This is a genomic window from Methylocapsa sp. S129 (assembly GCF_009765995.1).
Lineage (GTDB): Bacteria > Pseudomonadota > Alphaproteobacteria > Rhizobiales > Beijerinckiaceae > Roseiarcus.
Genome location: NZ_LMUI01000011.1, coordinates 946130 through 971464, shown reverse-complemented (window position 1 = coordinate 971464; position 25335 = coordinate 946130). Strand labels below are relative to the sequence as shown.

23 protein-coding genes are annotated in these 25335 nt (G+C 64.1%); 10 read left to right on the top strand and 13 right to left on the bottom strand.

Going from position 1 to position 25335, the window contains the following annotated elements:
• Positions 1-310: 310 nt before the first annotated feature.
• Positions 311-646 (top strand): hypothetical protein, encoded by a 336-nt coding sequence (locus GSQ90_RS07075; protein ID WP_158814047.1) that lies wholly within the window; start codon positions 311-313, stop codon positions 644-646.
• A gap of 717 nt (positions 647-1363) precedes the next feature.
• Here the strand turns inward: GSQ90_RS07075 and lpdA are convergent.
• The 3 genes from lpdA to aceE are packed head-to-tail and all read right to left on the bottom strand — an operon-like array spanning position 1364 to position 7159.
• Entirely contained in the window at positions 1364-3121 is a 1758-nt protein-coding gene (lpdA, locus tag GSQ90_RS07070; protein WP_158814046.1) for a dihydrolipoyl dehydrogenase, read from the bottom strand.
• A 33-nt stretch (positions 3122-3154) separates the two neighbouring features.
• Positions 3155-4450 carry a dihydrolipoyllysine-residue acetyltransferase gene (gene aceF / locus GSQ90_RS07065; protein WP_246731437.1) on the bottom strand — a complete coding sequence of 432 codons (1296 nt, stop codon included), beginning with the start codon at positions 4448-4450 and terminating at the stop codon, positions 3155-3157.
• Positions 4451-4495: 45 nt separating this feature from the next.
• Positions 4496-7159: a pyruvate dehydrogenase (acetyl-transferring), homodimeric type gene (gene aceE / locus GSQ90_RS07060; RefSeq protein WP_158814044.1), complete on the bottom strand. Its 2664-nt coding sequence runs from the start codon at positions 7157-7159 to the stop codon at positions 4496-4498.
• A gap of 200 nt (positions 7160-7359) precedes the next feature.
• Between aceE and uraH the strand changes: the two genes are divergently transcribed.
• The 4 genes from uraH to GSQ90_RS07040 all read left to right on the top strand — a co-directional run bounded on the left by uraH (position 7360) and on the right by GSQ90_RS07040 (position 11106).
• Positions 7360-7716, top strand: coding sequence for a hydroxyisourate hydrolase (uraH, locus tag GSQ90_RS07055; protein WP_158814043.1), 357 nt, complete (start codon positions 7360-7362; stop codon positions 7714-7716).
• Positions 7717-7833: 117 nt separating this feature from the next.
• Positions 7834-8280 carry a MarR family winged helix-turn-helix transcriptional regulator gene (locus tag GSQ90_RS07050; protein WP_158814042.1) on the top strand — a complete coding sequence of 149 codons (447 nt, stop codon included), beginning with the start codon at positions 7834-7836 and terminating at the stop codon, positions 8278-8280.
• Between the two features lie 4 nt (positions 8281-8284).
• Positions 8285-9547, top strand: a complete 1263-nt coding sequence (locus GSQ90_RS07045; protein WP_158814041.1) for an HlyD family secretion protein — start codon at positions 8285-8287, stop codon at positions 9545-9547.
• Complete coding sequence (locus GSQ90_RS07040) at positions 9544-11106, top strand: DHA2 family efflux MFS transporter permease subunit (protein ID WP_158814040.1); 1563 nt, start codon at positions 9544-9546, stop codon at positions 11104-11106. Before GSQ90_RS07045 ends, GSQ90_RS07040 begins: the two co-directional genes overlap by 4 nt.
• Before the next feature lie 14 nt (positions 11107-11120).
• Here GSQ90_RS07040 and GSQ90_RS07035 read toward each other — a convergent pair whose 3' ends face one another.
• The 6 genes from GSQ90_RS07035 to GSQ90_RS07010 all read right to left on the bottom strand — a co-directional run bounded on the left by GSQ90_RS07035 (position 11121) and on the right by GSQ90_RS07010 (position 16552).
• Positions 11121-11975 (bottom strand): YjbE family putative metal transport protein, encoded by an 855-nt coding sequence (locus GSQ90_RS07035; protein ID WP_158814039.1) that lies wholly within the window; start codon positions 11973-11975, stop codon positions 11121-11123.
• 30 nt (positions 11976-12005) lie between these two features.
• Positions 12006-13187, bottom strand: coding sequence for a benzoate/H(+) symporter BenE family transporter (locus GSQ90_RS07030; protein WP_158814038.1), 1182 nt, complete (start codon positions 13185-13187; stop codon positions 12006-12008).
• A 175-nt stretch (positions 13188-13362) separates the two neighbouring features.
• Positions 13363-14721, bottom strand: a complete 1359-nt coding sequence (locus tag GSQ90_RS07025; protein ID WP_158814037.1) for a sorbosone dehydrogenase family protein — start codon at positions 14719-14721, stop codon at positions 13363-13365.
• A gap of 119 nt (positions 14722-14840) precedes the next feature.
• A complete protein-coding gene (locus GSQ90_RS07020; protein WP_158814036.1) occupies positions 14841-14984 on the bottom strand; it encodes a DUF3096 domain-containing protein in 144 nt (47 codons plus the stop codon).
• A gap of 136 nt (positions 14985-15120) precedes the next feature.
• Positions 15121-16305: an FAD-dependent monooxygenase gene (locus tag GSQ90_RS07015; protein ID WP_158814035.1), complete on the bottom strand. Its 1185-nt coding sequence runs from the start codon at positions 16303-16305 to the stop codon at positions 15121-15123.
• A 7-nt stretch (positions 16306-16312) separates the two neighbouring features.
• A complete protein-coding gene (locus tag GSQ90_RS07010; RefSeq protein ID WP_158814034.1) occupies positions 16313-16552 on the bottom strand; it encodes a zinc-finger domain-containing protein in 240 nt (79 codons plus the stop codon).
• 550 nt (positions 16553-17102) lie between these two features.
• On the opposite strand from GSQ90_RS07010, the gene GSQ90_RS07005 reads away from it, so the two are divergent.
• A complete protein-coding gene (locus tag GSQ90_RS07005; RefSeq protein WP_210254838.1) occupies positions 17103-17705 on the top strand; it encodes a hypothetical protein in 603 nt (200 codons plus the stop codon).
• A 109-nt stretch (positions 17706-17814) separates the two neighbouring features.
• Here GSQ90_RS07005 and GSQ90_RS07000 read toward each other — a convergent pair whose 3' ends face one another.
• From GSQ90_RS07000 to GSQ90_RS06985, 4 genes are all read right to left on the bottom strand, one after another.
• Complete coding sequence (locus GSQ90_RS07000) at positions 17815-18180, bottom strand: DUF1304 domain-containing protein (protein WP_158814032.1); 366 nt, start codon at positions 18178-18180, stop codon at positions 17815-17817.
• 87 nt (positions 18181-18267) lie between these two features.
• Positions 18268-19212 carry a substrate-binding domain-containing protein gene (locus GSQ90_RS06995; protein ID WP_158814031.1) on the bottom strand — a complete coding sequence of 315 codons (945 nt, stop codon included), beginning with the start codon at positions 19210-19212 and terminating at the stop codon, positions 18268-18270.
• A gap of 67 nt (positions 19213-19279) precedes the next feature.
• On the bottom strand, positions 19280-20278 hold the full coding sequence (locus GSQ90_RS06990; RefSeq protein WP_158814030.1) for an ABC transporter permease: 999 nt from the start codon (positions 20276-20278) through the stop codon (positions 19280-19282).
• Positions 20275-21816 carry a sugar ABC transporter ATP-binding protein gene (locus tag GSQ90_RS06985; protein ID WP_158814276.1) on the bottom strand — a complete coding sequence of 514 codons (1542 nt, stop codon included), beginning with the start codon at positions 21814-21816 and terminating at the stop codon, positions 20275-20277. Before GSQ90_RS06985 ends, GSQ90_RS06990 begins: the two co-directional genes overlap by 4 nt.
• Positions 21817-22044: 228 nt before the next feature.
• Here GSQ90_RS06985 and GSQ90_RS06980 point away from each other — a divergent pair, with 228 nt between their 5' ends.
• From GSQ90_RS06980 to GSQ90_RS06965, 4 genes are all read left to right on the top strand, one after another.
• Positions 22045-22812: an alpha/beta fold hydrolase gene (locus GSQ90_RS06980; RefSeq protein WP_158814029.1), complete on the top strand. Its 768-nt coding sequence runs from the start codon at positions 22045-22047 to the stop codon at positions 22810-22812.
• 177 nt (positions 22813-22989) lie between these two features.
• Positions 22990-23733 (top strand): sulfite exporter TauE/SafE family protein, encoded by a 744-nt coding sequence (locus GSQ90_RS06975; RefSeq protein ID WP_246731468.1) that lies wholly within the window; start codon positions 22990-22992, stop codon positions 23731-23733.
• Between the two features lie 90 nt (positions 23734-23823).
• A complete protein-coding gene (gene cysE / locus GSQ90_RS06970) occupies positions 23824-24654 on the top strand; it encodes a serine O-acetyltransferase (RefSeq protein WP_158814028.1) in 831 nt (276 codons plus the stop codon).
• Between the two features lie 81 nt (positions 24655-24735).
• On the top strand, positions 24736-25131 hold the full coding sequence (locus GSQ90_RS06965; RefSeq protein WP_158814027.1) for a DUF3126 family protein: 396 nt from the start codon (positions 24736-24738) through the stop codon (positions 25129-25131).
• Positions 25132-25335: the final 204 nt, after the last annotated feature.

The window sequence follows — 25335 nt, the reverse complement described above, 5'->3', positions numbered from 1 at the left end:
CCATGACCCATCGCGCCCCGCAACAAAAGGCGCTTGAATCACACATCGACCCTAATGGGAATCACTCGTGTGAATGCCGTAGCCCACAAGGGGGGAGGGAATATTGGCGTCCTTTCAATGTGGCTGGCGCAGACCACTGGCGCTTGATGGGCTTAGATCGAAACGGGCTCCGCTCGCATGACGCCGCCGATTCCGTGATAAGTGATGCCGCTGGCGCCCGTCCGGCGTTGTGTCTTGTTTCAAGGAGCGAACGCATGACGATGGTGGCTTTGGTCGCGGGCGTCTCGACAGGCGTCGGCAGGAGCGCGGCGTGAGGTTTTTGCTTGTCGTTCTGGCGCTGTTCCTCGCCGACGCGGATTTCGCCCAGGCGCAAACAGCGGCTCCGTCGGAAGAGACAAGGCGCAATGTCGATACGGCCGTCGTCTTCGCTTTGGCGGCCGATCATCTCTGCGGAACCGCCTATCTCAAGACCGTCATCGCCAACAGCCGCCGCGATGGCGTCACCCTCGACGACATCATGCGACGCGACAAACCCCAAATCGACGAACGCGCGAACAACCTTATCGCGCAGAACAACAGCGAAGAGCTCAAGGAGAAGTTCTGCGAAAAGATCAAACGCGACGCCGCGAGCGCGCCGGAGGAATAGGGCGGGTGGGGGTGATGCGGCGCGCGCGAGGGGATGGCGGGGCGGTGAAGATGCCTCCGCGAACTCAGAGCTTTTCGTCGAGATGTTCGGTGATGAGGTCGGGGCGGTCTATCGAGGCCCGGCGCCCAGGCGAACATGGATTCGCGCCGATGGGTCGCGACCCTGCGAATGCCATCGTCGTGCTCGCCGTCAAGGGCATGCCGCTACGCGGGCGCTTCGCGCGACTTGACGCCTCCGCGCGCCAAAGCACATGGATAGCAATATGCCGCGCCGTCGAGACGCAGTCACGCCGAAGGCGCCGTAGCGAAGCGGAGGAGCGGCCTATTTGCCGCTTGACGGCGGCTCGGCGGCGTGGCCCTACGCCCAGCGTACCTCAACCGGACAGCCGTGGGACAAGCCCGGCCATGACAGGGCAGGGGCGCGCCGTCGCCATGATGAGAATTGCCCGCCTCTATCGACAAATCGTTGACCGATGGCCGACCCCATGAGACCATCAAAAGAAATCCAGACGACGCCCCTCGGCGCCACGCCGATTTCGAACGAAAAAATGCATAGGGAAGGACAACGGGGCCTAGGCCCTTGATATCTTCCGATTCGCGGAAATCCGCAGCCTTCCGCGCTACGCAATATCAAGGCTTTAGCGAGGGTTGGACGCTTCCCCTAAGGGTCCTTTGAGGCGCATTGGGCCGCAAAAGACCTTCCCCGGAATAGCCGGCGCTACTTCTTCTTGGGCATGTAAAGGTCCGTCAGCGTGCCCGCGAAGGCTTCGGCGGACATGGCGAAGGTTTCGGAGAGGGTGGGGTGGGGGTGGATGGTCAGGCCGACGTCTTCGGCGTCGCAGCCCATTTCGATCGCCAGCGTCGCCTCGGCGATAATGTCGCCGGCATGCGGGCCGACGATGCCGCAGCCGATCAGCCGGCCGCTTTCTTCGTCCCATAAAGTCTTGGTCTGGCCTTCGTCGCGCCCGAGCCCCAGTGAGCGCCCGCTCGCCGCCCAGGGGAAGACGGCCTTGCCGAACTTGAGGCCCTTGGCCTTGGCTTCCGTTTCGGTGACGCCGACCCAGGCGATCTCGGGATCGGTATAGGCGACGGAGGGGATGGCCTTGGCGTCGAACGAGGATTTGTGGCCGGCCGCGACTTCCGCCGCCACCTTGCCCTCATGCGTCGCCTTGTGGGCGAGCATCGGCTGTCCCACGACATCGCCGATCGCGAAGATATGGGCGACATTGGTGCGCATCTGCTTGTCGACGGCGATGAAGCCGCGCTCGTCGACATTGACGCCAGCCGCCTCGGCGCCGATCGCCTTGCCATTGGGCCGGCGGCCGACCGAGACGAGCATCGCGTCGAACACATCCTTGGTCTGGCCGCCTTCGCCCTCGAAGACGACATGCAGGCCATCGGGCTTGGCCTCGACGCCGGTCACCTTGGTCTTGAGCAGGATCTTTTCGTAGAGCTTGCCGATCCTTTTGGCGAGCGGCGTGACAATGTCGCGATCGGCGCCGGGGATCAGTTGATCCATCAGTTCGACGACGGTGACCTTCGAGCCCAGCGAATGATAGACGGTCGCCATCTCCAGCCCGATAATGCCGCCGCCCAGCACCAGCAGGCGTTTGGGAACGCCGGCGACCTCAAGCGCGCCGGTCGAATCCCAGATGCGCGGGTCTTTGGGGATGAATCCGGGCGCGACCGGCTCGGAGCCGGCGGCGATGATCGCGTGTTTGAACGCGATGGTCTTCTTGCCCTCCGCCGTCTCGACGACGATCGTGTTGGCGGAGGCGAATTTGCCCTCGCCGGTGACGACCGTCACCTTGCGTTGGCGCGCCAATGTCGTCAGGCCGCCGGTCAGGCGTTTGACCACGCTGTCCTTCCAGCCGCGCAATTTGTCGAGGTCGACGCTCGGCTTGGCGAATGTGACGCCGTGCTCGGCGAAACCCTCGGCTTCGTCGATGATGTTGGCCGCATGCAGCAGCGCCTTGGAGGGGATGCAGCCGATGTTGAGGCAGACGCCGCCCAGCGTCGCGCGCCGGTCGATGATGACGACCTTCTGGCCGAGATCGGCGGCGCGGAAGGCGGCGGTATAGCCGCCGGGGCCGGCGCCGAGCACGACGATGTCGCATTCGATATCGCCCTTGGCCGCGGGCGCCGGGGCAGGGGCGGCGGCGGGAGCTGGCGCTGCGGGCGCGGATGCAGGCGCCGCGGGGGCTTTGGCCGCCGCGGGAGCGGGCGACGCTGCGGCTGGCGCTGCGCCCTCGATTGTCGCCAGCAGCGCGCCCTGGCTCACCTTGTCGCCGACCTTGACCTTGATCTCGCCGATCACGCCGGCTTCGGGCGAGGGCACGTCGAGCGTCGCCTTGTCGCTCTCCAGCGTGAAGATCACGTCTTCCTTGGCGACGGTCTGGCCGGGCTTGATATGGATTTCGATGATCGGCACGTCTTTGAAATCGCCGATATCGGGAAGCTTGATGTCACGCGCCATGCGCTCGTCTCCAATTCGTGCGGCCAGTTCGTCTCAGAGAAGGACGCGGCGCATGTCCTCGATCACACCGATGAGATGGCGCGTGAAACGCGCCGCCGCCGCGCCGTCGATCACGCGATGATCATAGGAGAGGCAGAGCGGCAGCATCAGGCGCGGCATGAACGCTTTGCCGTCCCATACCGGCGCCATTTTCGAGCGTACGACGCCAAGGATCGCAACTTCCGGCGCGTTGACGATCGGCGTGAACGCCGTGCCGCCGATTCCGCCCAGCGAGGAAATGGTGAAGCTCGCCCCCTGCATTTCGGCAGGCGAAAGCTTGCCCTCGCGCGCCTTGCCCGAAAGCGCGCCCAACTCCCGCGCGAGCTCGATGACGCCCTTCTTGTCGACATCGCGCACGACGGCGACGACGAGGCCGTCGGGCGTGTCGACGGCGACGCCGATATGCCAGTAATTCTTGAGGACCAGCGCATCCTTGGCCGGCGTCAGCGAGGCATTGAAGATCGGGAACGCTTTCAACGCGCTGACCGAGGCTTTCATCAGTAGCGGCAGCAGGGAGACGCGATAGGGCGCCTTCTTGTCGGCTTTGGCTTCGTCGTCGAGACTCTTGCGGAAGGCGTCGAGTTCGGTGACGTCGGCGTCGTCGCAATGGGTGACATGGGGAATGTTGACCCAGGAGGCATGCAGCCTTGGCCCCGAGATGCGCTTGATGCGCGAGAGCGGCTTGGTCTCGACCGGCCCGAATTTGGCGAAATCGACGACCGGAACTTCCGGCAGGCCCGCGCCGCCCGAGGCGCCGCCGCCTGATCCGCCCGCGAGCGCCGCCTTGACGTCCTCGCGCGTGATGCGGCCCTTTTCGCCGGTGCCGCGCACCGTCGTCAGATCGAGATCGAGCTCGCGCGCCAGGCGGCGAACCGCCGGACCGGCGTTGACGCCTGAAAAATCGGCGAGCGCGGGGCCGCCCGTCTTTTCCGGCGCGGCCTCTGTCGAAGCTGCGGGGGCGGCGGCGGGCGCTGGCGCAGCCGCAGGAGCGGCGGCGGCTGGCGCGGCTTTCGCTTCGGTCTTGGCGGGAGCGGGCGCAGTGGCATCGCTGGCCTCCTCCATGCGCAGGATCAAGGCGCCCATCGCCACCTTGTCGCCGATCTTGGCGATGATTTCGCGCACCGTTCCCGCCTTCGGCGCCGGCACGTCCATCGTCGCCTTGTCGGATTCCAGCGTCACCAGCGAATCGTCGGCTTTGACGACGTCGCCTGGCTTCACCAGGATCTCAATGATCGGCACATCCTTGTAGTCGCCGATGTCGGGAACTTTCACATCCACTATATTGGCCACGAGCGCTTCTCCCTGCGCGAGCATTTCTCAATCATTGGCGTACCGTCAGCTCAACGCCGGGCTCGCCCGCTCCGTGTCGATCTTATAAAGCTTGATCGCGTCCGCCACCGTCTTGGACGGCAGAAGCTGATCGTCGGCGAGCGATTTGAGCGCCGCGACCGCGACATGATAGCGATCGACCTCGAAGAACGAGCGCAGGCGGCGGCGATAATCGGACCGTCCAAAGCCGTCGGTTCCCAGGGCCTTGAAGCGCGCGGGAACGAAAGGCCGGATGCCGTCGGGAATGACCTTCATATAATCGGTGGCCGCCACCACGGGCCCGACACCCTTGCCGAGGCACTTTTCGACATAGGAGATGCGCGGCTCCGCTTCGGGATGCAGCATGTTCCAGCGATCGACCTCCAGCCCCTCGCGGCGCAATTGCGTGAAGCTCGTCACGCTCCAGACGTCGCTGGATATGCCAAAATCCTTAGCGAGCAGAGCGGCCGCTTCCTCGACCTCGCGCAGGATCGATCCGGACCCGAGGAGGCGCAGGCGCGGGCCCTTCTTTTCCGCCTCGACCTTACGCAAGAGATACATGCCCGCGAGGATGCCGGCCTCCGCCCCTTCGGGCATGGCGGGATGGGGATAATTCTCGTTCAGCGTGGTGATGTAATAATAGACGTCCTCGTTGTCGCCGTACATGCGCTTGAGGCCGGCCTGGATGATCACCGCCAGCTCATAGGCGTAGGTCGGGTCGTAGCTGATGCAATTGGGGATGGTGGAGGCCAGCACATGGCTGTGGCCGTCCTCATGCTGCAGCCCCTCGCCGTTGAGCGTGGTGCGCCCCGAGGTGCCGCCGATGAGAAAGCCGCGCGCGCGCATGTCGCCCGCCGCCCAGCAGAGATCGCCGACGCGCTGGAAGCCGAACATCGAATAATAGATATAGAACGGGATCATCGGCGTGTTCGATGTCGAATAGGACGTCGCCGCCGCGATGAAGGAAGCCATGGCGCCGGGCTCGTTGATGCCTTCCTGAAGAATCTGCCCTTTGGGATCCTCGCGGTAATACATCAATTGATCGGCGTCCTGCGGCCGATAGAGCTGGCCGACCTGGCTGAAAATGCCGATCTGGCGGAACAGACCCTCCATGCCGAAGGTGCGGCTTTCGTCGGGCACGATCGGCACGATGCGCTGGCCGATCGCCTTGTCGCGCAGCAGCGTCGTCAGGATGCGCACGAACGCCATGGTCGTCGAAATTTCGCGGCCCTCGGCGGTCGCTTTCAATAGAGCGTCGAAGGCGGAAAGTTCAGGGATCTGCAAGGGCGCGCTGGTGCGCCGGCGCGCGGGAAGATAGCCGCCCAGCCCTTCGCGGCGCCCGCGCATATATTTCATTTCCGGACTGTCTTCGGCAAAGCGCAGGAATGGCACCTTGCCGATCTCTTCATCGGAAATCGGAATATGAAAACGGTCGCGGAAGGCGTGCAGGGCGTGATCGCCGAGCTTCTTCTGTTGGTGGGCGATCATCTGGCCTTCGCCGGCCTCGCCCATGCCATAGCCCTTGACGGTCTTGGCGAGAATGACAGTCGGCTGGCCCTTGTGCTCGACCGCCGCTTTATAGGCGGCGAAGACTTTCACCGGATCGTGCCCGCCGCGCGTCAGCGCCCAGATGCGATCGTCGGTCCAGTCGGCGACCATCGCCGCCGTCTCGGGATAGCGGCCGAAGAATTTCTCGCGGATATAGGCGCCGTTCTTCGATTTGAAATCCTGGTATTCGCCGTCGACGCATTCTTCCATCAACTGGCGCAATTTGCCCGAATTGTCGCGCGCCAGCAATTCGTCCCAGCCCGAGCCCCAGAGGACCTTGACGACATTCCAGCCCGCGCCGCGAAAATCGGCCTCGAGCTCCTGGACGATCTTGCCGTTGCCGCGCACCGGCCCGTCCAGCCGCTGCAGGTTGCAGTTGATGACGAAGATCAGATTGTCGAGCTTCTCACGGCCGGCAAGCGAGATCGCCCCCAACGATTCCGGCTCGTCCATCTCGCCATCGCCGCAGAACGCCCATACTTTACGTTTTGACGTGTCGGCGATTTCGCGGCCCTGCAGATAGCGCAGGAAACGCGCCTGGTAGATCGCCATGAGCGGCCCGAGACCCATCGAGACCGTCGGAAACTGCCAGAAGTCCGGCATCAGCCAGGGGTGCGGGTAGGACGAAAGTCCCTTGCCTTCGACCTCCTGGCGAAAGTTCACCAATTGCTCTTCGCTAAGACGCCCCTCCAGGAAGGCGCGGGCATAAATGCCGGGCGAGATATGGCCTTGGAAATAGATCAGATCGCCGCCGTGGTCTTCGCTCGCCGCGCGCCAGAAATGCATGAAGCCGGTGTCATAGAGCGTCGCCGCCGACTGGTAGCTCGCGATATGGCCGCCGAGCTCGGACGATTCCTTATTCGCCTTGATGACGATCGCGACAGCGTTCCAGCGGATCGCGTGGCGGATCGCCGATTCCATCTTGCGATCGCCGGGATATTCCGGTTGGTCCTGCGGATGAATCGTATTCACATAGGCCGTATTGGCGGCGAACGGCAGACGCGCGCCCTTGCGGCGGGCCGAAGTGACGACCGCCTCAAGCAGCGCATCGGCGCGGTCCATGCCTTCGAACGCCTCGACGGAGTCGAGCGCATCGAGCCATTCGCGCATTTCGGCGCTGTCGCCCTTTTCTGCCTCGGTCATGGCCTCTCCCCTCGCTTCATCGTGCGCCGCAAATTTCCCACAAACCGGGGCGGAATTTTCCTGGGCGTCGTCATCTCACGGGGCGGTCAAGATGGCAATCCGGCCTATGGCGGTCCAGCCATGCCGGCGACGCAACGATCCCGGACTTCCATTGCCTGGCGCGCCACCTTATGCTCGCCCCTTGTTTTCTGGAGACAATTATGGCCGGGCTTTCCACCCATGTTCTCGACACCGTGCGCGGCGGCCCCGCCGAAGGGGTCGCCATCGAACTCTATAGCATCGGCCAGGACGGTTCGCGCCTTTCGCTTCTGCGCACGCTGACAAACGCCGATGGGCGCACGGACACGCCTCTGATCAGCGCCGCGGCGGCGCGGGTCGGGATTTTTGAACTGGTCTTCCACGTCGGCGACTATTTTCGCCGCTCGGGCGCCAAGACTGCCGAGCCGCCTTTCCTTGACGCGATTCCGATCCGGTTTTCGGTCGCCGACCCCAAGGCGCACTATCATGTGCCGCTTCTGGCGAGTCCGTGGAGCTATTCGACCTATCGGGGCAGCTAGGCGACCAAGGCCCCGGGTCGACTTTGCCGCCGCATTCATTTGTCCTTATTATATGCTGACTTATGATGGGCCGTCTCGGTCGCCATGCCCTTTTCATCCATGTTGTCGTCGCCTTCCATGCCTCTCAGTCCTGCCCGCGAGTTTGGATTTGCGCTGCACGACGTTGCGCGGCTGCTGCGCACTTATGCGGATCAGCGCGCCAGGGAGCTGAGCATGACGCGCGCGCAATGGGCCGTTCTGACGCGCCTGCAGCGGTCTGAAGGCGTCAACCAGAGCGAATTGGCCGAAATGCTCGACCTCCAGCCGATCACGCTCGCCCGGCTTGTCGACAAGCTCTGCGGCCTTGGCCTTGTCGAGCGGCGCGACGATGCGAAGGATCGCCGCGCCAACCGACTTTTCCTCACGCAGAAGGCGACGCCTACTCTGGCGCGTCTGGGCGCTCTGGGCGAGGAATTGATGGGCCGCGCGCTGGCGGGTCTCGACCCCGACGCCATTGCGCAGATGACCGATGGGATGAATCGGATCAAGAGCAATATCAAGAGCGAATTGAACTGCAAAGGTTGAGCATTTGTCGCAAGTCAAGCCCTTCTCCGCGCGCGAGCGAACCGGCGAGAACGCTCCGGCGACGCCGGCGGCGCCCGCGCCTGTCGCGCCGCCGCCGCCCGCCGCGCCCCAGCCTGTCGTCACGCCGCCGCCCCAGCCTGCCGCGGCGCCCGCGCCAGTCGGCAAACCGCGCCGTCGCGGCGGATCGCGTTTCGTGCTGCTTGTTTTGCTGCCCCTGGCGGTGCTTGCCGCCGGATTCTATTGGTGGCTCACGGGAGGACGCTACGTTACGACCGACAATTCCTATATCGGCGCCGACAAGGTTTTGATCACGCCGCAGGTGTCGGGCGCGGTGCTGCGCATCGATGTCGTCGAGGGACAGCATGTCAATGTCGGCGACAAATTGTTCGAAATCGACCCGGCGCCCTACCGCATTGCCTTGGCGCTCGCCAAGGGCCGTCTGGAGGCGGCCAAGGACGAATATCAGAATCTGCAGATATCGTATAAAAGCGATGAAGATCAGATCAAGATGAGCGTGGAGGCGGTCAAGGTCCGCCAAAGCGATTATGATCGCAAATCGGCGCTTCTGGCGCAGCGCGCCGGCACGGCTGTCGATGTCGATACGTCTGCCGCCGCCCTTATTCAGGCCAAGCAAATCCTCGCGTTCGTGCAGCAGCAGCAGACGTCGTCGCTCATCAAGCTTGGCGGCGCCCTTGATGCGCCGTTGGAGAACTTTCCTGATTACGTCCAGGCCAAAGCGCAGGTCGAGGACGCCGAGCGTAATTTGAACAACGCCACGGTTGTCGCGCCTATGGCCGGCGTCGCGACGCAGGTGCCGCAGATTCAGCTTGGCCGCTTCATGGCGGTCGGCGCGCCCATGTTTGCGATCATCGCTGATCGCGGACTATGGGTCGACGCCAACCCGAAGGAATCCGATCTGACTTATGTCCGTACCGGCCTTGCCGCGACGATCACGGTCGACACGTTTCCCGATCGCAGTTGGCGTGGAAAAGTCGGCGCCATCGCGCCTGGCACCGGCGCCCAATTCGCGATCCTGCCGCCGCAGAACGCCAGCGGCAATTGGGTCAAGGTCGTGCAGCGGGTGCCGCTGCGCGTCGAATTCGACCCCGACCAGGACACCAGCGATCTGCGCGCGGGCATGAGCGCCTATGTGTCGATCGACACGGGCCGCGTGCGCACGCTAAAGAGCGTCATGACCGATCTTGCGGGCGTCAAGGATGCGGCGATCGGCGCGCTGGCTCCAGCCAATGGCGATGCGAAAAAATGAGCGGCGCCGCGGCCGCGGAGGAGATGGCGCCGTTCGTGCGGATCATGCTGACGGTCTGCGTGATGATGGCCACCGTCATGCAGGCGCTCGACACCACCATCGCCAATGTCGCTCTGCCCTATATGCAAGGTTCGCTGTCGACGACCCAGGATCAGGTTAACTGGGTGCTCACGTCCTATATCGTCGCGGCCGCCATCATGACGTCGCCGCTTGGCTGGATGGCGACCAGGCTTGGCCGCAAGAAACTGTTCATCGTCTGCGCGGCCGGTTTCACGCTCGCCTCGATGCTGTGCGGGGCCGCCCAGAGCATCGAGCAGATGGTGGCGTTCCGGTTGCTGCAGGGCATATTCGGCGCCGCTCTGGTGCCGCTGTCGCAGACGGTGATGCTCGACATCTATCCGCCAGCCCAGCGCGGTTCGGCTATGGCGATCTGGGGCATGGGCGTCATGCTCGGCCCCATCATGGGCCCGACCCTCGGGGGCTGGCTGACGGACGCCTATTCCTGGCGTTGGGTGTTCTTCGTCAATCTGCCGTTTGGCATCCTGACGGTGCTGGGCCTCTCCGTCTTCATGAGGGAAAGCGTGCTCAAGCGCGACATCCCGTTCGCCTGGTTCGGCTTTCTGTCCTTGTCGCTTGGCATCGGCGCTTTGCAGATGATGCTCGACCGCGGCGAAGATCAGGGCTGGTTCGGCGCTACCGAGATCGTCGTCGAGGCGATCCTTTCCATCGTCGGCTTTTATTTCTTCCTCGCCGATTCCTTCACCTCGAAGCGGCCTTTCATACCGCTGCGGATTTTCCTCGACTGGAACTTTTCTATCGCCGTCATTTTCATGTTCATCATCGGCATCATCCTGCTCGCCACTATGGCGCTGGTGACGCCCTATCTGCAGAACCTGATGGGCTATCCCGTCCTGGCGAGCGGCTATCTCCTGGGCTCGCGCGGCATCGGCACTTTCGTTGCGATGATGATCGTCGGCCGCCTGCTCGGCAGGATCGACGCGCGCAAGTTGATCTTTTTTGGACTCACTCTGGCGACCGGGTCGTTGTGGGTGATGGTCTATTGGTCGCCCGACAGTTCGGCGCGCGCCATCGCCATCGACAGCGTGGTGCAGGGTCTTGGCCTTGGCTTCGTCTTCGTGCCGCTGAACACCATCGCCTTCGCGACCTTGCCCGGGGAATTCCGCACCGACGGCACGGCGATCTGGACCTTGATCCGCAATCTCGGCTCGTCCATCGGCATATCGCTGATCATCGCGAAGCTGACCAGTCTTGTGACCGTTTTTCACAGCCAGCTTGCCGAAAAGATAAGCCCCTTCAACGATGCTTTGCGGATGCCTGATGTCGCCGGAATCTTGTCGACCGCTACGGATGCGGGGCGCGCGGCTCTGGATGGGATATTAACCCAGCAGGCGGCCGTGATGGCCTATTCCAATGACTTCCTGATCATGACCTTCATCAGCCTCTGCGCCTTTCCGCTGCTCTTCCTGATCCGCGGGGCGAAGGCGCCCGCCGGCGCCCCGGCGCCCAAGAGCGACGATCACGCCGCGGTGATGGACTGAGGCGGCCGGCCCGTTCAGGCGCGCCTCTCGATGACGATCAGCAGAACAGCGCCGACCGCGATGATGAGAGCGGCCGCGCCGATGAGGATGCGCCGCTCGCGCCGCTCAGCGGTCGTGAGATAATCGATCGCCTTTTTGGCCTTGGGAGGGATCACGCCCGGCGGCGTCGGCGGGGGCGCGTTCCTCCTCGGGCCGAAGCGTCCCCAGACCAACACGAACGCGGCGCAAAGCATGGGAATGGCGTAGGCCAGCAGCGGTTCGCGCGGCGTGGCGAAGACATTCCAAATGGCGTCCGTCATCGCCATTTCGGCCGCCACCCATCCGAGCAGCGCCGCCCCCGCATAGATCAAGACAGGCCAACGATCGAGAACCTTCGCCACAAGAAAGGAACCGAACACGAGCGCGGGAATTCCCAAGGCGATCCCGAGCGCCAACAGGGGCAGATTCCCTTGAGCGATCGAAGCGAGCGCCAGCACATTGTCGAGGCTCATCACCGCGTCGGCGCCGATGATCGCCACGACCGCGCGCCAGAAGCGATCATCATAGATTCGGGCCCCGCCGGATTCAGCGTGTTCGCCCTCGCTGGCATGCGCATGCGCCAGCAACTCGATGGCGATCGCGATCAGCACCACGGCGCCGCCGAGCTTGATGAAGGGTATTGTCATCAGGACGCCGACGGCCCCGGCAAGCAGGAAGCGCAGCACGATGGCGCCGCCGACGGCATAGACGAGGGCGCGCGGCCGCAGCGCGGGCGACAGAGTGCGGGAGGCCAGTGCGATCAGAATCGCATTGTCGCCGCCCAACAGCAGATCGACAGCGGCGAGTTCGAGCGCGGCGCCGATGAACAGGAGCGGCGAAGACACATCCATTCTATGACCTCAAGAGGCGGCTCTCGTCCTTCATGATTTTGGCGCTGGAGGCTTTGCGGCGCCAGCGCGCGTGAGCGCCAAAATGGCGCCGCCGGCGATCAGCCCCCAAAAAGCGCCGCCGATCCCAAAGAAGCTGAGGCCTGAGGCGGCGGTCAAAAAGGTCACCAGCGCCGCCTCGCGCTCGTCCGTTTTGGCGAGCGCGTTATTGAGCGCCGAACCGAAAGCGCCGAGCAGCGCGAGGCCGGCGACCGCCTCGATGAGAATGGGAGAGCCCGCGACGAAGCTGGTCATCGCGCCGGCCAGCAGGCCCAGCGCGACATAGCCGAAGCCCGCCGACGCCGCGGCGATCCAGCGCTTTGCAGGATCCGGGTGAGCGTCGGGCGCGGCGCAAAGCGCCGCCGTTATCGCGCCCAGATTGACCGCGTGGCCGCCGAACGGCGCGGCAAACAACGTGAACAATCCCGTCGTCGCGATCAGCGGTCCCGGCGCCGGGCGATAATCATAGGCCGACAGAACGGCGAGGCCTGGCAGGTTCTGGCTCGCCATGGTGACGATGAACAAAGGCAGCGCCAGGCTGATCAACGCCTCAACCGAGACGCTTGGCCCGACGAAAATAGGATGCGGCGTGAAATCGGCCAGAGCGATGGGCGCGCCGTGACTTGTCGCAAAGATGATGACGCCAGCGACGATCGCGGCCGCCGGCGTCGCATAGAGTCGCTTCCAGCGCGCCATCAACACCCAAACGATGACGATCGGAGCGGCCAGACGCGGCGCTTCGGCCATCGCCTTGACAGGGGCCAGGCACAGCGAAAACAGCACGCCCGCCAGCATCGCATTGGCTAGCGTCGCGGGGATGGCGGCGACCGCGCGCCCGAACGGGCGGATCAACCCCGCCGCGACGAGCAACGCGCCGACGACGAGGAAGGCGCCCACCGCGGCGGGAAAGCCGCCCGCTACCGCGCCGGTCGAGGCGAGCAATGCGGCGCCCGGCGTCGACCAGGCGGCGGAAATCGGCATGCGCGACCAGCAGCTCAATCCAATGCCGGCGATCCCCATGGCGATGGACAGCGCCATCAGGCCGGAGGCGGCCTGCCCATCGGTCGCTCCGACCGCTGTCAGGCCTTTAAGGATGACCGCGAAAGAACTAGCGTAACCGACAAACGCGGCGACGAGGCCAGCGCTTATGGGCTGGAGCAGGGAGGCTGGACGCATGGGGCAGGGCGACTCGGGAGGGCGGGAGGATCGGCTTATATCAACGATCCAAACCGTTGACCTCCCAAAACCGACCTCGCCGGCGGCTGCTTGCCCTGCCCAGAGCATTCGCGCGATTTTGAACAGCGATCGCAATGCGTTTGCAGCGGGCGCCCGGCTGTCGACTGATTGGTGGTTAAGGTCCCTTATAGGCGACGCGCCAGATGACGCCGCCGCCGTCGTCGGTGACGAGCAGGGAGCCGTCGCGCGTCACAGCGACATCGACGGGCCGTCCCCAGACGCTGGCGTCGTCGGCGACAAAGCCGGTGAGAAAGTCCTCGTATTCCCCGGTTGGCTTGCCGTCCTTGAAGAGGAGGCGCACGACCTTGTAGCCGGTTCGGTTGGCCCTGTTCCAAGAGCCGTGTAGCGCGACGAAAGCGTCGCCCTTGTAATCGGCGGGAAATTGCGCGGCCTCGTAGAACGTGACGCCGAGGGGCGCCGAATGGGGTTGGATCAGCACGTCCGGCACGGTGATCTTGTCTGCAAGATCGGTTCTTTCACCCTTGTGGCGAGGATCCTCATGGGCGCCGATGTAATACCAGGGCCAGCCGTAAAAGCCGCCCTCTTTGACGGCGGTCGCATATTCGGGCGGCAGGTCGTCGCCCAGGATGTCGCGTTCGTTGACGACACACCAAAGCGCCGCGCTTTCGGGCTGAATCGTCAGTCCGGAACAATTGCGAATGCCTGCGGCGTAGACGCGCATGTTGCGCCCGTCGGGATCGAAAGCGAGCACGTCGGCACGGTTCTCTTCGGGCCCCCATGCGGCGCCGAGCGCGTGGTTCGCCTCGAAGGAAGCGCGCTCGGAATCTTGCAACGGCGCCATTTTTTCCGCGACATTGGAGCCCGAGCCAACTGACACGAACATTGTCTTGCCGTCTGGCGAAAAGACGATGTCGCGCGTCCAATGGCCGGGGCCGCCAGGCAAGGACGGCACGATGATTTCGGGCGGCGCCGACGCCTTCAGATCGCCGCTCCGGTAAGGAAAGCGGACGACTTGGGTATTGGTCGCGACATAGACGTAAGTGGGGTTCGGTCCCGGCGGATAGAAGGCGACGCCGAACGGGCGATTGAGGCTGGCGGCGAATATTTCCGATCTCGAAACGGCGGCGGCGGAATCGGCGGCGCGCAAAACGCGCACGCGCCCCGCGGCGCTTTCCGCGACAAAGATATCGCCATTGGGCGCAATGCGCACGACGCGCGGCTGCGTCAGGTCTTTTGCGAACACGCTGACGGTGAAGCCCGGCGGAACCTTGGGCGTCGCGCCGGCGGGCTGGACGACGACGCGCGAGGGATTGGCGGCGGGCCGGCTCGCCATCGGCGCCGGCATATCGGCCGGCGTCAATTTGCGGCGCACGCCGGGCGCGTCGGACCGCCAATCGCCATAGGCGGCGGCGCCAACGAGCGCCGCGCCATTTTCAGCCAATGCTGGTCGCGGCGCGCCGCTCGATGCGCAAGCAAGGGCGACAAGGCCAGCCAAAGCGATATGGACGCGCATGTGCGCTTCTCCTCGTATTCGGCCCCGTCCCGCGCCAGACATAGGCCGCAATGCGGCGCTTTTGATAGAGCGAACCGCGCTGCTCGCTATGATTTGAACGCCGCCCGCCCGGAGCGCGGTCAGCTCAGCAGGTGCAGCCCCAGTACGCCGGAGATGATCAAAAACGCCGCCACGACATAATTGAGGAGCCGCGGGGCGATCAGAATGAGGACGCCGGCGATCAGGGAAACGATCGGCTGGAGATGCGCGATACTGATATGCATAAATGGGCTCCCGCTTGTGGGTCTGGGTTTCAACGAGCGCATCCCCGAAAGAGGTCCGCCGCGGCGAGGGCTTGTCTAGTGGAAAGGTTCTGCGAATTCCAGCAGCGCCGGCGCCAAGTGAACGCGCAGCCTGGTCTTACGCGCCATACAGCCAGTCGAAGCGCCTGAGCAGCCGGTCCGGGCCGAGCATGCGCATGCCAAGGTTTCGTCCGAGCGCGAGCGGACCTGACATATGATAGAATCGGGCTTGCGCTTTGGCCTCCGCCTGCACACGCGCGGCGCGCGGCGCGCGGCGTTGCGAATAGGCGGCGAGCGCCTGCGAGGGATCGGACGACGCTTTGAGGCAGTCGGCCAGGGCGCCGGCGTCCTCGATCGCCTGGGCCGCGCCTTGCGCGAGGAACGGCAGCATGGGATGGGCGGCGTCGCCCAGCAGCGCGACGCGCCCCGACGCGAGGCTGGGAATGGCGGGCCGATCATAGAGCGGCCATGCGCGCCATTCCGCCGCGCCGTCGATCAGCGCGCGCGCCTGCGGCGCCCAATGGGCGAAAGCGCGTGCGAGGCTGGCGCGGTCGGCGGAGCCGTCCCAGGGATCGTCGCCCTTTTTCGCACGCCAGCCGCTTTCGATCACCGCGACGAGATTGACGATGGCGCCCTCACGCAGCGGATAGTGAACGAGATGAGTCTTTGTCCCGAGCCGCAGCGTGACTTCGGTCTCCCGCAAACGCTCGGCGACGGAATGAGCGCCGACCTGGGCGCGAAAGGCGACGCGGCCGGAGAAGGACGCCTCGTCGCGCCCGCCAAGCCCGAGTCTTTCCCGGATGATCGAGCGCAATCCGTCGGCGCCGATCAGAAAATCGCCGCGCTCTCTCAAGCCGATCGCACCGCGTTTGACGCCGATCGTCACGCCGCTCTCATCGCTGGTCACGCCGCCGACCTCGGCGCCGAGCGTCAGCGTGATATTGGGCGCTTGGGCGACGCGCTCGACGAGCGCGCGCTGCAGATCGGCGCGGTGGATGACGAGATAGGGCGCGCCCCACCGCCTCTGCGCCGATTCAAGCGGCAGCCTCGACAAGAGCGCGCCGTCGCGCCCGCGCAAAATGCATATCGCGCGCGGCGCGAGGGCGCGGCTTTGCACCGCTTCAAGGGCGTCGAGCCTTTCGAGAATCCGCGTCGCATTGGGCGTGAGCTGGAGGCCGGCGCCGAATTCCTCGAGCACCGCCGTCCGCTCGAAAATAGCGACCTCGAAGCCGGCTTTGGCGATGGCGAGCGCCGCCGTCAGGCCGCCGATTCCGGCGCCGACGATCAGCGCGCGGCCGGTCACGCGCGGATCAGGCCGCTTCCGTCAGTTCACATTCGGCGGGCAAGGAATGAGCGCCCAAGGCCGCGTCATAGGCAAAGCGCGTCGAGCAATAGCCGCAGATCGCTTCGACGTCGCCGCCCATATCGATGAAAATATGCGGATGGTCGAAGGGCGGCCGCGCGCCCACGCACATGAATTCCTTGACGCCGACCTTGATGGTCGCAACGCCGGGCTCGTTGTGGAAATGGGGGATTGCATGGTCGGCCATGACGGGCTCCAAAGGGGGCGATTTGCGGCGGACCATAAAGGACCGGCCGCGGCTTGGGTAGGGGCGCTTTGATCGGCGCCATCCTTCAGATTTGCAGTGGACGCCGCCGTGCGGCGACGCGGAACGCTTTTGGTTCGAGGCTGGCGTTCACAGGCAAGAAATTTGAAATTCCTCCGAATTCTTTTTCGGACGCGAGTCTGGTCATAATATTAGTGCGTATAATTTGATTATTTACACGTTATTGCTAACTATTCCAATTCAAGCTATAAGAAAGTAAAGTAATATAATTAGATGTTTAATAATTGTCGCAATTGTATTTATATTACGTTTTGAAACATTCCAAATTAACAATGTTATATATTGAACCTTATTTAGGGTCGATACGTATCCTCCACGTTGCCACTATTTGGCGATGGAGGTCGTTATGATTAAAGCAATGTCAGGACAACACTTAACCGCTCGCCGGTCTTTGTTGACGACCGGTGCTTTCCTCATATTTGCCGCGTGGGCAATCTGTTCGGCCGATGCCGCAAGCGGCGTCGGCGTCGGCGTGGGTGTCGGTGGCTCGCATGGCGTTAACGCAGGCATAGGGGCCAGCGTCGGCGGCGCAAATGGCGTCGGCGTGGGCGCCGGCGCGAGCGTTGGCGGGACCAATGGCGTGAGCGCAGGCGCTGGCGTCGGGGTCGGCGGGACCAACGGCGTGAGCGCAGGCGCTGGCGTCGGGGTCGGCGGGACCAATGGCGTGAGCGCAGGCGCTGGCGTCGGGGTCGGCGGGACCAATGGCGTGAGCGCGGGCGCTGGCGTCGGGGTCGGCGGGACCAATGGTGTGAGCGCAGGCGCTGGCGTCGGGGTTGGCGGCACGAATGGGGTGAGCGCGGCCGCCGGCGTCGGCGTTGGAGGCTCTAGCGGCGTTGGCGTAGGGGCCGGTGTTGGCGTCGGCGGCGATGGCGCCAGCGGCAGCGGCGCAAGTTCGGGGACCGGAACCGCGAGTTCAAGTTCTGGAGCTTCGGGAACCGGGGTCGGCGCTGCGACTTCAAGCAGCGGCCGACTTGCGGCGATCGCTCTGAAGCGCCGCTGCCCCACCATTCTCCAGGATCCGAGCGGCTATGACGACGATCTGGTTCGTCTCTGCCTCATGGCCAAGCATGCATAAATTATCTTGAATTGGGCGCACGCCCGGATCATGCCTTGCGCGCCTCGCCGAGGCCGGCTTCAGCGCCGCTGAATCCGCCAATGCGAGGCGCGCATTTCAATGCGGCTGACTATCTGTCCGCGTCTTGCGAAGCGAGCACGGCCAACAGCGCGAGCAGGGCGGGCAGCGCCTGAACGAACAGGATCGAAGCCATAGCGGTAGCCGCGCCATAGACTCCCGCGACGATCACGCAGCCCAGGAAAAAGATTTTCGTATCGCGCCGGCCCTGCCAGAGCGACCACAGGAGCCCGGCGGCGAGAAAGCCGTTGTAGAGCCCCTGGTTGCCGGCCAGCACAACTGAGGATTGCGCCGCCGCGGCGCTATTGTGGAAGGTCTCGATGCCGAGCGGCTTGTCCCAGAAGAACATTTCGAGGACGAGAAAGCCGAGATGTTCGATGGCGACCAGAACGATCAGCGCCTTCGCCAGCATACGCATGTTCGTCTCCGAAACTTCGTTGGACGGGCCGCCGCACAGGCTACAAAAAAGGGGCGCCGAAGCGCCCCTCTTCGTGATTGCCGCCGATCAGAAAGGCGAATCCTTGAAGTAGAAGTCCTTGGCGTTTTCCTTGGTCACCAGCGTCGCATTCAGGATGTAGCTGCCGCGCACTGGAATATGGCCGACAAGGCCGGCCGCCGTGACGTCCATCGCCACCGCGACCATCGAGGGCGAATAGAGCACGTCGACCGGAACCATCGGATCGCCGTCCATCACTTTCTTGACCATATCCTTCATGCCGGCGCCGCCGACGACGAATTTGATGTCGGTCCGCTTGGCCTGCTTGATCGCCTCGAGCACCGCCACCGCCATATCGTCGTCCTGGCACCAGACGGCGTCGATCTTGGCGTGTTTGGTCAGGAAGTCCTGCATCACCTTGAACGCGTCGTCGCGGCTCCAATTGCCGAACTGGCTGTCGATGACCTTGATGTCCGAGCCCTTGATGCCTTCGTTGAAGGCGTTGACGCGCTGCTCGTCGATCGGGATCGGCAGGCCGCGGATGACGACGATGTCGCCCTTGCCCCCCAGCTTCTCCTTCACATAGGCGGCGGCGACGCGCCCGAGTTCAGGATTGTTGCCCGCGACGTAGAGGTCCTCAATCGAACGATCGCGCAGCGCGCGGTCGACCACCGTGATGAACGCGCCCTTCGACTTCACCTTGCGGATCGGGTCGGTCAATTCGTCGGGATTATGCGGCAGCACGACGAGCGCATCGATGCCCTGCGTCGTCAGATCCTCCAGCGCATTGGCCTGCGCGGCGCCGTCGGGCGACGTTTTCACGATCACTTTCAGGCCCGGATATTGTTTCTCCAGCGCTTTGGCCTCTTCGGTCGCGTGGAAAACGACGCCGCCGGTCCAGCCGTGATCGGCGGCGGGGATCGAGACGCCGATCGTCAGCTTTTGCTGCGCGCTGGCCGCGCCGACGCCTGCGATCAGCCCAAGAACTGCTATTCCTGCCAATAATTTTCGCATGACATTCCTCCCTTAACATTGAAGCCCTTTGGCGTAAGCCAGGCGGCTCCTTACCCAAACCTTGATCCTATCGCGTGCGCGACAGAGAGCGCTGCGCCAGCATTGCGATCACGATGATCGCGCCCTGGACCGCGCCGATGAGATATTCGCTGACGAGATCGGACAATACCATGATGTTGCCGATGACTTCGAGAATCAGCGCGCCGGCGATCGTGCCCCAGATGCGCCCGACGCCGCCGCGCAGACGCGTTCCGCCGATCACCACCGCCGTGATCGCCTGCAGCTCCCAAAGCAGGCCGGTTGTCGAAGTGGTCGAGCCCAGGCGCGGGACGTAGACGATAACCGCGATGGCGACGCAAAGCCCCTGCAGCACGAAGGTGATCGTGCGCACGCGCGTGACGTTGATGCCGGAATAGCGCGCGACTTCCTCGTTCGAGCCGACCGCCGTCACATGCCGGCCATAGGCGGTGCGGTAGAGGATGAAGGCGCCGATGGCGGCGACGCCCAGAATGACGAATATCGGTATCGGCGCGCCGAACACGTCGCCGAAATAGACCGGACGATAGGCGCTGCGCAGCTCCGACGACTTGATGACGATCGAGCCGCCCTGGGCGAGCCAGGTCACCAGCGAGCGGAAAATGCCCATCGTGCCGAGCGTTACGATGAACGGCTCGATCCGCCCCAGCGTCGTCGTGAGCCCGTTGGCGAGGCCGCATAAGGCGCCGACGAACAGCGCCAGAATCATGCCGAAGGCGATCAGCAGGACGGGGTTTTCGATGAGCCCGCCGTTCAGGAACAGGATCATGATCCCGGCCACGAAGGCCGCCATCGAGCCGACGGAAAGATCGAGGCCGCCGGCGGTAATGACGAAAGTCGCGCCGACCGCGATGGTCGCGATGAACGCGCTGCGCGTCAGCACATTGGAGAGGTTGTCGACGCTCATGAAACGCGGGCTGACGAGCGTGCCGAGCAAAAGCAGCGCGGCGAGAGCCGCAAAGGGCGCGACCGCGCCCAGATCGACGCGGCTCCACAGGCTCGACCTGACGGATTGAATCGGCTCGTTCATGCGCGCCTCGCTGTGGACGCCGCGGCCGCGCTCGCCCCGACCCCGGTCGCGTGGACGACGATCTCGTCCTCGGTCATCGCCTCCCCCTCGACTTCGCCGACGATCCGCCCGGCCCGCATGATGAGAATGCGGTGGCAAAGGCCGATCAATTCGCCCATTTCCGAAGAGATGACGACGACCGATTTTCCCTGTGCGCAGAGCGCGGCGATGAAACGATAGACCTGTTGTTTGGCGCCGATGTCGATGCCGCGCGTCGGTTCGTCGATGACGACGATCTGCGGATTGAGAAGCATCATCTTGGCGAGCAGCAGCTTTTGCTGGTTGCCGCCCGACAATTCGCCCGCCAGCCGATTCTTGTCGCCGAGCCTGATGTCGAAATCGACGATCGCTTCGTCCAGCGCCTTAGCTTCGCGGGCGCGGTCGATCAGCGGCCCGTTCGAGAAACGATCGAGGGCGGCCAGGGTGAGATTGACGGTCAAATTCTCCTGGAGCAGCAAGCCCTTGCCCTTGCGATCCTCGGTCAAATAGACGATGCCGGCGTTCATGCCGTCGCGCGCGTTGTGAAGACGGATGGTCCGGCCGCCGACCTTGATCTCGCCGCGGCCGGCGCGCAGGCCGAGCAGCGCTTCGAACAATTCCGTGCGCCCCGCGCCGATCAGGCCGGCAAAACCCAGAATTTCGCCCTTCCTCAGAGCGAAGGATGCGCCGGCCGCATAACCTGGCGCGTTGAAGTCGGCGACCTCCAGAACCGGCGTCCCGGACGGCCTGGGGCTGCGATCTGGATAAAGGTTCAAGAGGTCGCGCCCCACCATCAGCCGCGCCATATCGACCGGCTCAAGCGCGCTCGCGGGCCTTGTCGCGATCCACTTGCCGTCGCGCAGCACTGTGACGCGATCGGCGATCGCCTTCACTTCATTCAGACGATGCGAAATATAGAGGATCGCGACCCCTTTCGCCTTCATCTCGAGGATCCGCCGGTGCAGGGCGTCCGTCTCCACCGGCGTCAGCGAGGCGGTCGGTTCGTCGAAGATGACGATTTCATGGGGCGCGATCAGCGCCCGCGCGATCTGCGCAAGCTGGCGCTGCGCGATCGAAAGGCGTTCGACTGCAATATTCGGAGCGATTTCGACGCCGAGCGCCCGCATCGCCTCGATGGCGCGCCGGTTCATCGCGCGATCGTCCAAAGTGGCGCCGCGCCGCAGCTCGCGGCCAAGAAACATGTTCTGGGCGATCGTCAGATGCGGCGCGAGGAGAATTTCTTGATGCACCAGCACGATGCCGCGACGCTCGGCGTCGACGGGGCCGCGCAGCACTATTCTTTCGCCGCCGAGGCTGAGCGCGCCTTTCGTCGGCTCGAGATGGCCGGAAAGCAATTTCATCAGCGTCGATTTGCCGGCGCCGTTTTCACCGACGATCGCATGCACCTCGCCGCGTGCGAAAGCCAGCGAGATGTCGCTGAGCACCTCGGTCGGGCCAAAAGATTTTGAGAGGCCGAACGCCTCCAGCGCCGGGGATGGCGTCTCTTCGCCAACCGCTATATTCACGAGCGCGAGCCCCGCTGGACGGGGAGGGCTGAGACACGCCGGCATGATCGAGCCGTTTCTGCCCGTAGAGTCGGCGTAAGGAATGTCACTGTTGTCTCTAGCATGTTAGCGTCCCAGCCTCTCACAGACCCGTGCGAGGATCAACTCTCTTGAATCGCTATTTTCTGGACGGATCGGCCGCCATGGCGTCGTCGCTCCGGCCTAATTCCACGGGAGTCGAATGTGCAGGAATTCTCGTCCAACGGCGTACGCATTGCCTTTATCGACGCGCCGGCCCGCGCGGCCGATCGCGGCGAACCGATCCTGCTGATTCATGGCTTCGCCTCGAGCGCGCAGATCAACTGGGTCAATCCGCGCTGGGTCGAGACGCTGACCCAGGCCGGGCGGCGCGTGATCGCCTTCGACAATCGCGGCCATGGGCAAAGCGAGAAGCTTTACGCGCCCGAGGCTTACCATTCTTCGGCGATGGCGCGGGACGCGTTGAACCTCTTGGAGCATCTGGGCGTCGCGAGGGCCGATGTGATGGGCTATTCCATGGGCGCGCGCATCGCCGCCTATCTGGCGCTTGAAAATCCGGCCCACGTCCGCGCGCTGATCCTCGGCGGCCTCGGCGACCATCTCATCAATGGCGTCGGCCTGCCCATCGGCATCGCCGATGCGATGGAGGCGCCCTCGCTCGACGACATCGTCGATCCGATCCAGCGGATGTTCCGCAGTTTCGCCGATCGCAACAAAAGCGATCGGGCGGCGCTCGCCGCCTGCATCAAGGGATCGCGCCAGGCGATGACGGCGCAGGAGGTCGCGCGGATCGACTGCCCGACGCTCGTCGCGATCGGGACGAAGGATGAGATCGCCGGCGACGCCCATCTTCTGGCGGCGATGTTTCCAAAGGGCGAGGCGCTGGAAATTCCGGGCCGGGATCACAATCTCGCGGTCGGCGACAAGGTTTTCAAAGCCGGGACGCTCGCCTTTCTCGATCGTCGCGCCTGACGCGCCTCATGTGTTAGATGAGGCGCTTGAAGTTTATTTTATGTATGTATTTCAATTTGTTGAATGATAATAATAATGTATTAAAAGATAGTGTTAACAAATTGCTTGACTCGCTACGTGGGATGGTGGCGGGTCGAAGGCAGTATGGGGCGCGGAGCGAAATTTGGGGGCGGCGTGCTGATTCTCGGAGCCTTATTCGTCGCCTCGGTCTGGGCCGGCGCCCAGAATGCATTGGCGGGCGGCGGCTCGTTCATCACGCTGCCGGCTCTGATCCTGACCGGCATGGACGCGCGCGCCGCCAACATCACCTCGACTATCGCGCTCTTTCCCGCCCAGCTCATCACCGGCTATACCGGCCGTGCGTCGGCGGCGGGCCTGCCGCAATTGTCATTCAAGGCGCTGTTTGCGATCAGCCTCGCGGGCGGCGCAGTCGGGGGCGTCATCCTGCTGGCGACGCCGTCGAGTTTTTTCGCCTTGCTGGTCCCGTGGCTGGTGCTGTTTGCGACAGGCGTATTCGCCTGGGGCAGCTTCATCGGGAAGCAACCGGCGCCCAATGAGCTCCGGTTGCCGCGCTGGAGCGCCGCCGTGGGCCAATTCGTTATCGCGATCTATGGCGGCTATTTCGGCGGCGGGATTGGCTTTCTCATGATGGCCGCCCTCGGCATGGCTGGGCAGGGCGTCCGCAATGCGGGCGCCACAAAAAACATCCTCGCGGGCGTGATCAACGCTTCCGCAGTGGCGATTTTCGTTTTCTCGCCTGACGTGCGTTGGCTCCAGGTCGCCGTGACGGCCGTCGGGGCGTCGATCGGCGGTTGGGGCGGGGCGTTGGCGCTCCAGCGCGTGAACGAGAAAGCCTTACGCCTTGGCGTTGTGGCGGTTGGCGTCCTGCTGACGCTCGGCCTGTTCCTGCATGCGCCGTGAGGAGCGGAATCGGCGTCACGGGCCGCCCCATTCCACCCCAAGCCTCTCCCATGCTATAAGTCCTTAGACAATTTGTTCGAGGAGCCCCCCATGGCGCAGAGCCAGGTCGCCCATCTGGTCGGCGTAGGCCGCAACGATCCGCTATTTCAGCGCATTCGCGCCGAGGCGGAGGAGGCGGCCAAGCGCGAGCCGGAGCTGGCGGCGTTTCTGATGACCTCCATCCTGAACCATGAGACGCTGGAGAGCGCGGTGGTTCACCGCCTCGCCTCGCGGCTCGATCACGTCGATCTGCCCGCCGCGATGATCAGCCAGATCTATGGGGAATTCGTCGCGCGCGACCCCGCCATCGGCGAGGCTTTCCGAGCCGACATTATCGCGGTCGCCGATCGCGATCCCGCCTGCATGCGGCTGATGGAGCCGGTGCTGTATTTCAAGGGTTTCCACGCGTTGCAGACCTATCGCCTGGCCCATGCCCTTTTGCGGGCGGGGCGGCGCGATTTTGCGCTCTATCTCCAGAGCCGCGCGTCATCGGCCTTCGACGTGGACATCAATCCGGCGGCGCGGATCGGCAAGGGGATTTTCCTCGACCACGCCTCCGGCCTGGTGGTGGGCGAGACGACGGTGATCGAAGACGACGTCTCGATCCTGCAAGGCGTCACCCTGGGGGGCACCGGCAAGGAGATCGGCGACCGGCATCCAAAAATCCGGCGCGGCGTGCTGATCGGCGCCGGCGCCAAAGTGCTCGGCAATATCGAGGTCGGCCATTGCTCGCGGGTCGCCGCGGGTTCGGTCGTGCTGTCGGCGGTTCCCAATAATAAGACGGTGGCCGGCGTGCCGGCGCGCATTGTCGGGGAGGCGGGCTGCGCCGAGCCGGCGCGCAGCATGAACCAGATCATCGCGGAAAAACTGATCGAGCGCTGAGGCTTTCCCGCGCTTGCGGGCGCCTGCCTTTCGTGGCAAAGGCTCGCCCCTCGCAAATCGCGAAGACGAGGCCTTTACGACATGGACAAGAGCGAAATCCTTAAATTGCAGGCGCATCTGCGCCGCAGCTTCGGCGCCCCGACGCTGAAGGTTCTGCCCAGTTCCAAAGCGGCCGACGCGGCCGATGTCCAGTTTGGCGAGCGGCGGATCGGGTCCATCGTCGTCGATGACGAGGATGGCGATCGGTCCTTCTCATTTGAAATGAAAATCCCGGTCGAACGGCCTGTGCTGCAGGATTATCTGCGGCGGCTATTCGAAAACGACCAGTTGACGATCGCCTCGCGCCTCAAGAAGACCGATTCGGTTGAGCTTAACCATGGCCCCGATTTCCTCGGCGTGATTTCCGCCGACGATCCGAAAGGCAAAACCTACACGCTGCAGATGGCGATCCTGGATTTCGATCTCGAGGATTTGTGACGCTTTCGCGCGCTGGATCGTAGAGACGCTGGTCGGACCAGGCCGCCGCTGACCGTCGCGGCGATTCGGGATGGCGGCTTCCCGCGTCGTTCGTCCCGCTCACTCAACGCCGCCGGCCGCCGGCCAGCGGCCCTTTCGGCAGAGCCCTTGGACCCGAATGGAGATCCGCCTACGCCCGTTAAAAACGGAGCGATAAGGACACGA

Bases quoted from the DNA above. Each gene is read 5' to 3' on its own strand.
- lpdA (WP_158814046.1), bottom strand. From the start codon at position 3,121: ATGGCGCGTGACATCAAGCTTCCCGATATCGGCGATTTCAAAGACGTG.
- aceE (WP_158814044.1), bottom strand. From the start codon at position 7,159: ATGACCGAGGCAGAAAAGGGCGACAGCGCCGAAATGCGCGAATGGCTC.
- uraH (WP_158814043.1), top strand. From the start codon at position 7,360: ATGGCCGGGCTTTCCACCCATGTTCTCGACACCGTGCGCGGCGGCCCC.
- GSQ90_RS07050 (WP_158814042.1), top strand. From the start codon at position 7,834: ATGCCTCTCAGTCCTGCCCGCGAGTTTGGATTTGCGCTGCACGACGTT.
- GSQ90_RS07040 (WP_158814040.1), top strand. From the start codon at position 9,544: ATGAGCGGCGCCGCGGCCGCGGAGGAGATGGCGCCGTTCGTGCGGATC.
- GSQ90_RS07035 (WP_158814039.1), bottom strand. From the start codon at position 11,975: ATGGATGTGTCTTCGCCGCTCCTGTTCATCGGCGCCGCGCTCGAACTC.
- GSQ90_RS07030 (WP_158814038.1), bottom strand. From the start codon at position 13,187: ATGCGTCCAGCCTCCCTGCTCCAGCCCATAAGCGCTGGCCTCGTCGCC.
- GSQ90_RS07025 (WP_158814037.1), bottom strand. From the start codon at position 14,721: ATGCGCGTCCATATCGCTTTGGCTGGCCTTGTCGCCCTTGCTTGCGCA.
- GSQ90_RS07020 (WP_158814036.1), bottom strand. From the start codon at position 14,984: ATGCATATCAGTATCGCGCATCTCCAGCCGATCGTTTCCCTGATCGCC.
- GSQ90_RS07010 (WP_158814034.1), bottom strand. From the start codon at position 16,552: ATGGCCGACCATGCAATCCCCCATTTCCACAACGAGCCCGGCGTTGCG.
- GSQ90_RS07000 (WP_158814032.1), bottom strand. From the start codon at position 18,180: ATGCGTATGCTGGCGAAGGCGCTGATCGTTCTGGTCGCCATCGAACAT.
- GSQ90_RS06995 (WP_158814031.1), bottom strand. From the start codon at position 19,212: ATGCGAAAATTATTGGCAGGAATAGCAGTTCTTGGGCTGATCGCAGGC.
- GSQ90_RS06990 (WP_158814030.1), bottom strand. From the start codon at position 20,278: ATGAACGAGCCGATTCAATCCGTCAGGTCGAGCCTGTGGAGCCGCGTC.
- cysE (WP_158814028.1), top strand. From the start codon at position 23,824: ATGGCGCAGAGCCAGGTCGCCCATCTGGTCGGCGTAGGCCGCAACGAT.
- GSQ90_RS06965 (WP_158814027.1), top strand. From the start codon at position 24,736: ATGGACAAGAGCGAAATCCTTAAATTGCAGGCGCATCTGCGCCGCAGC.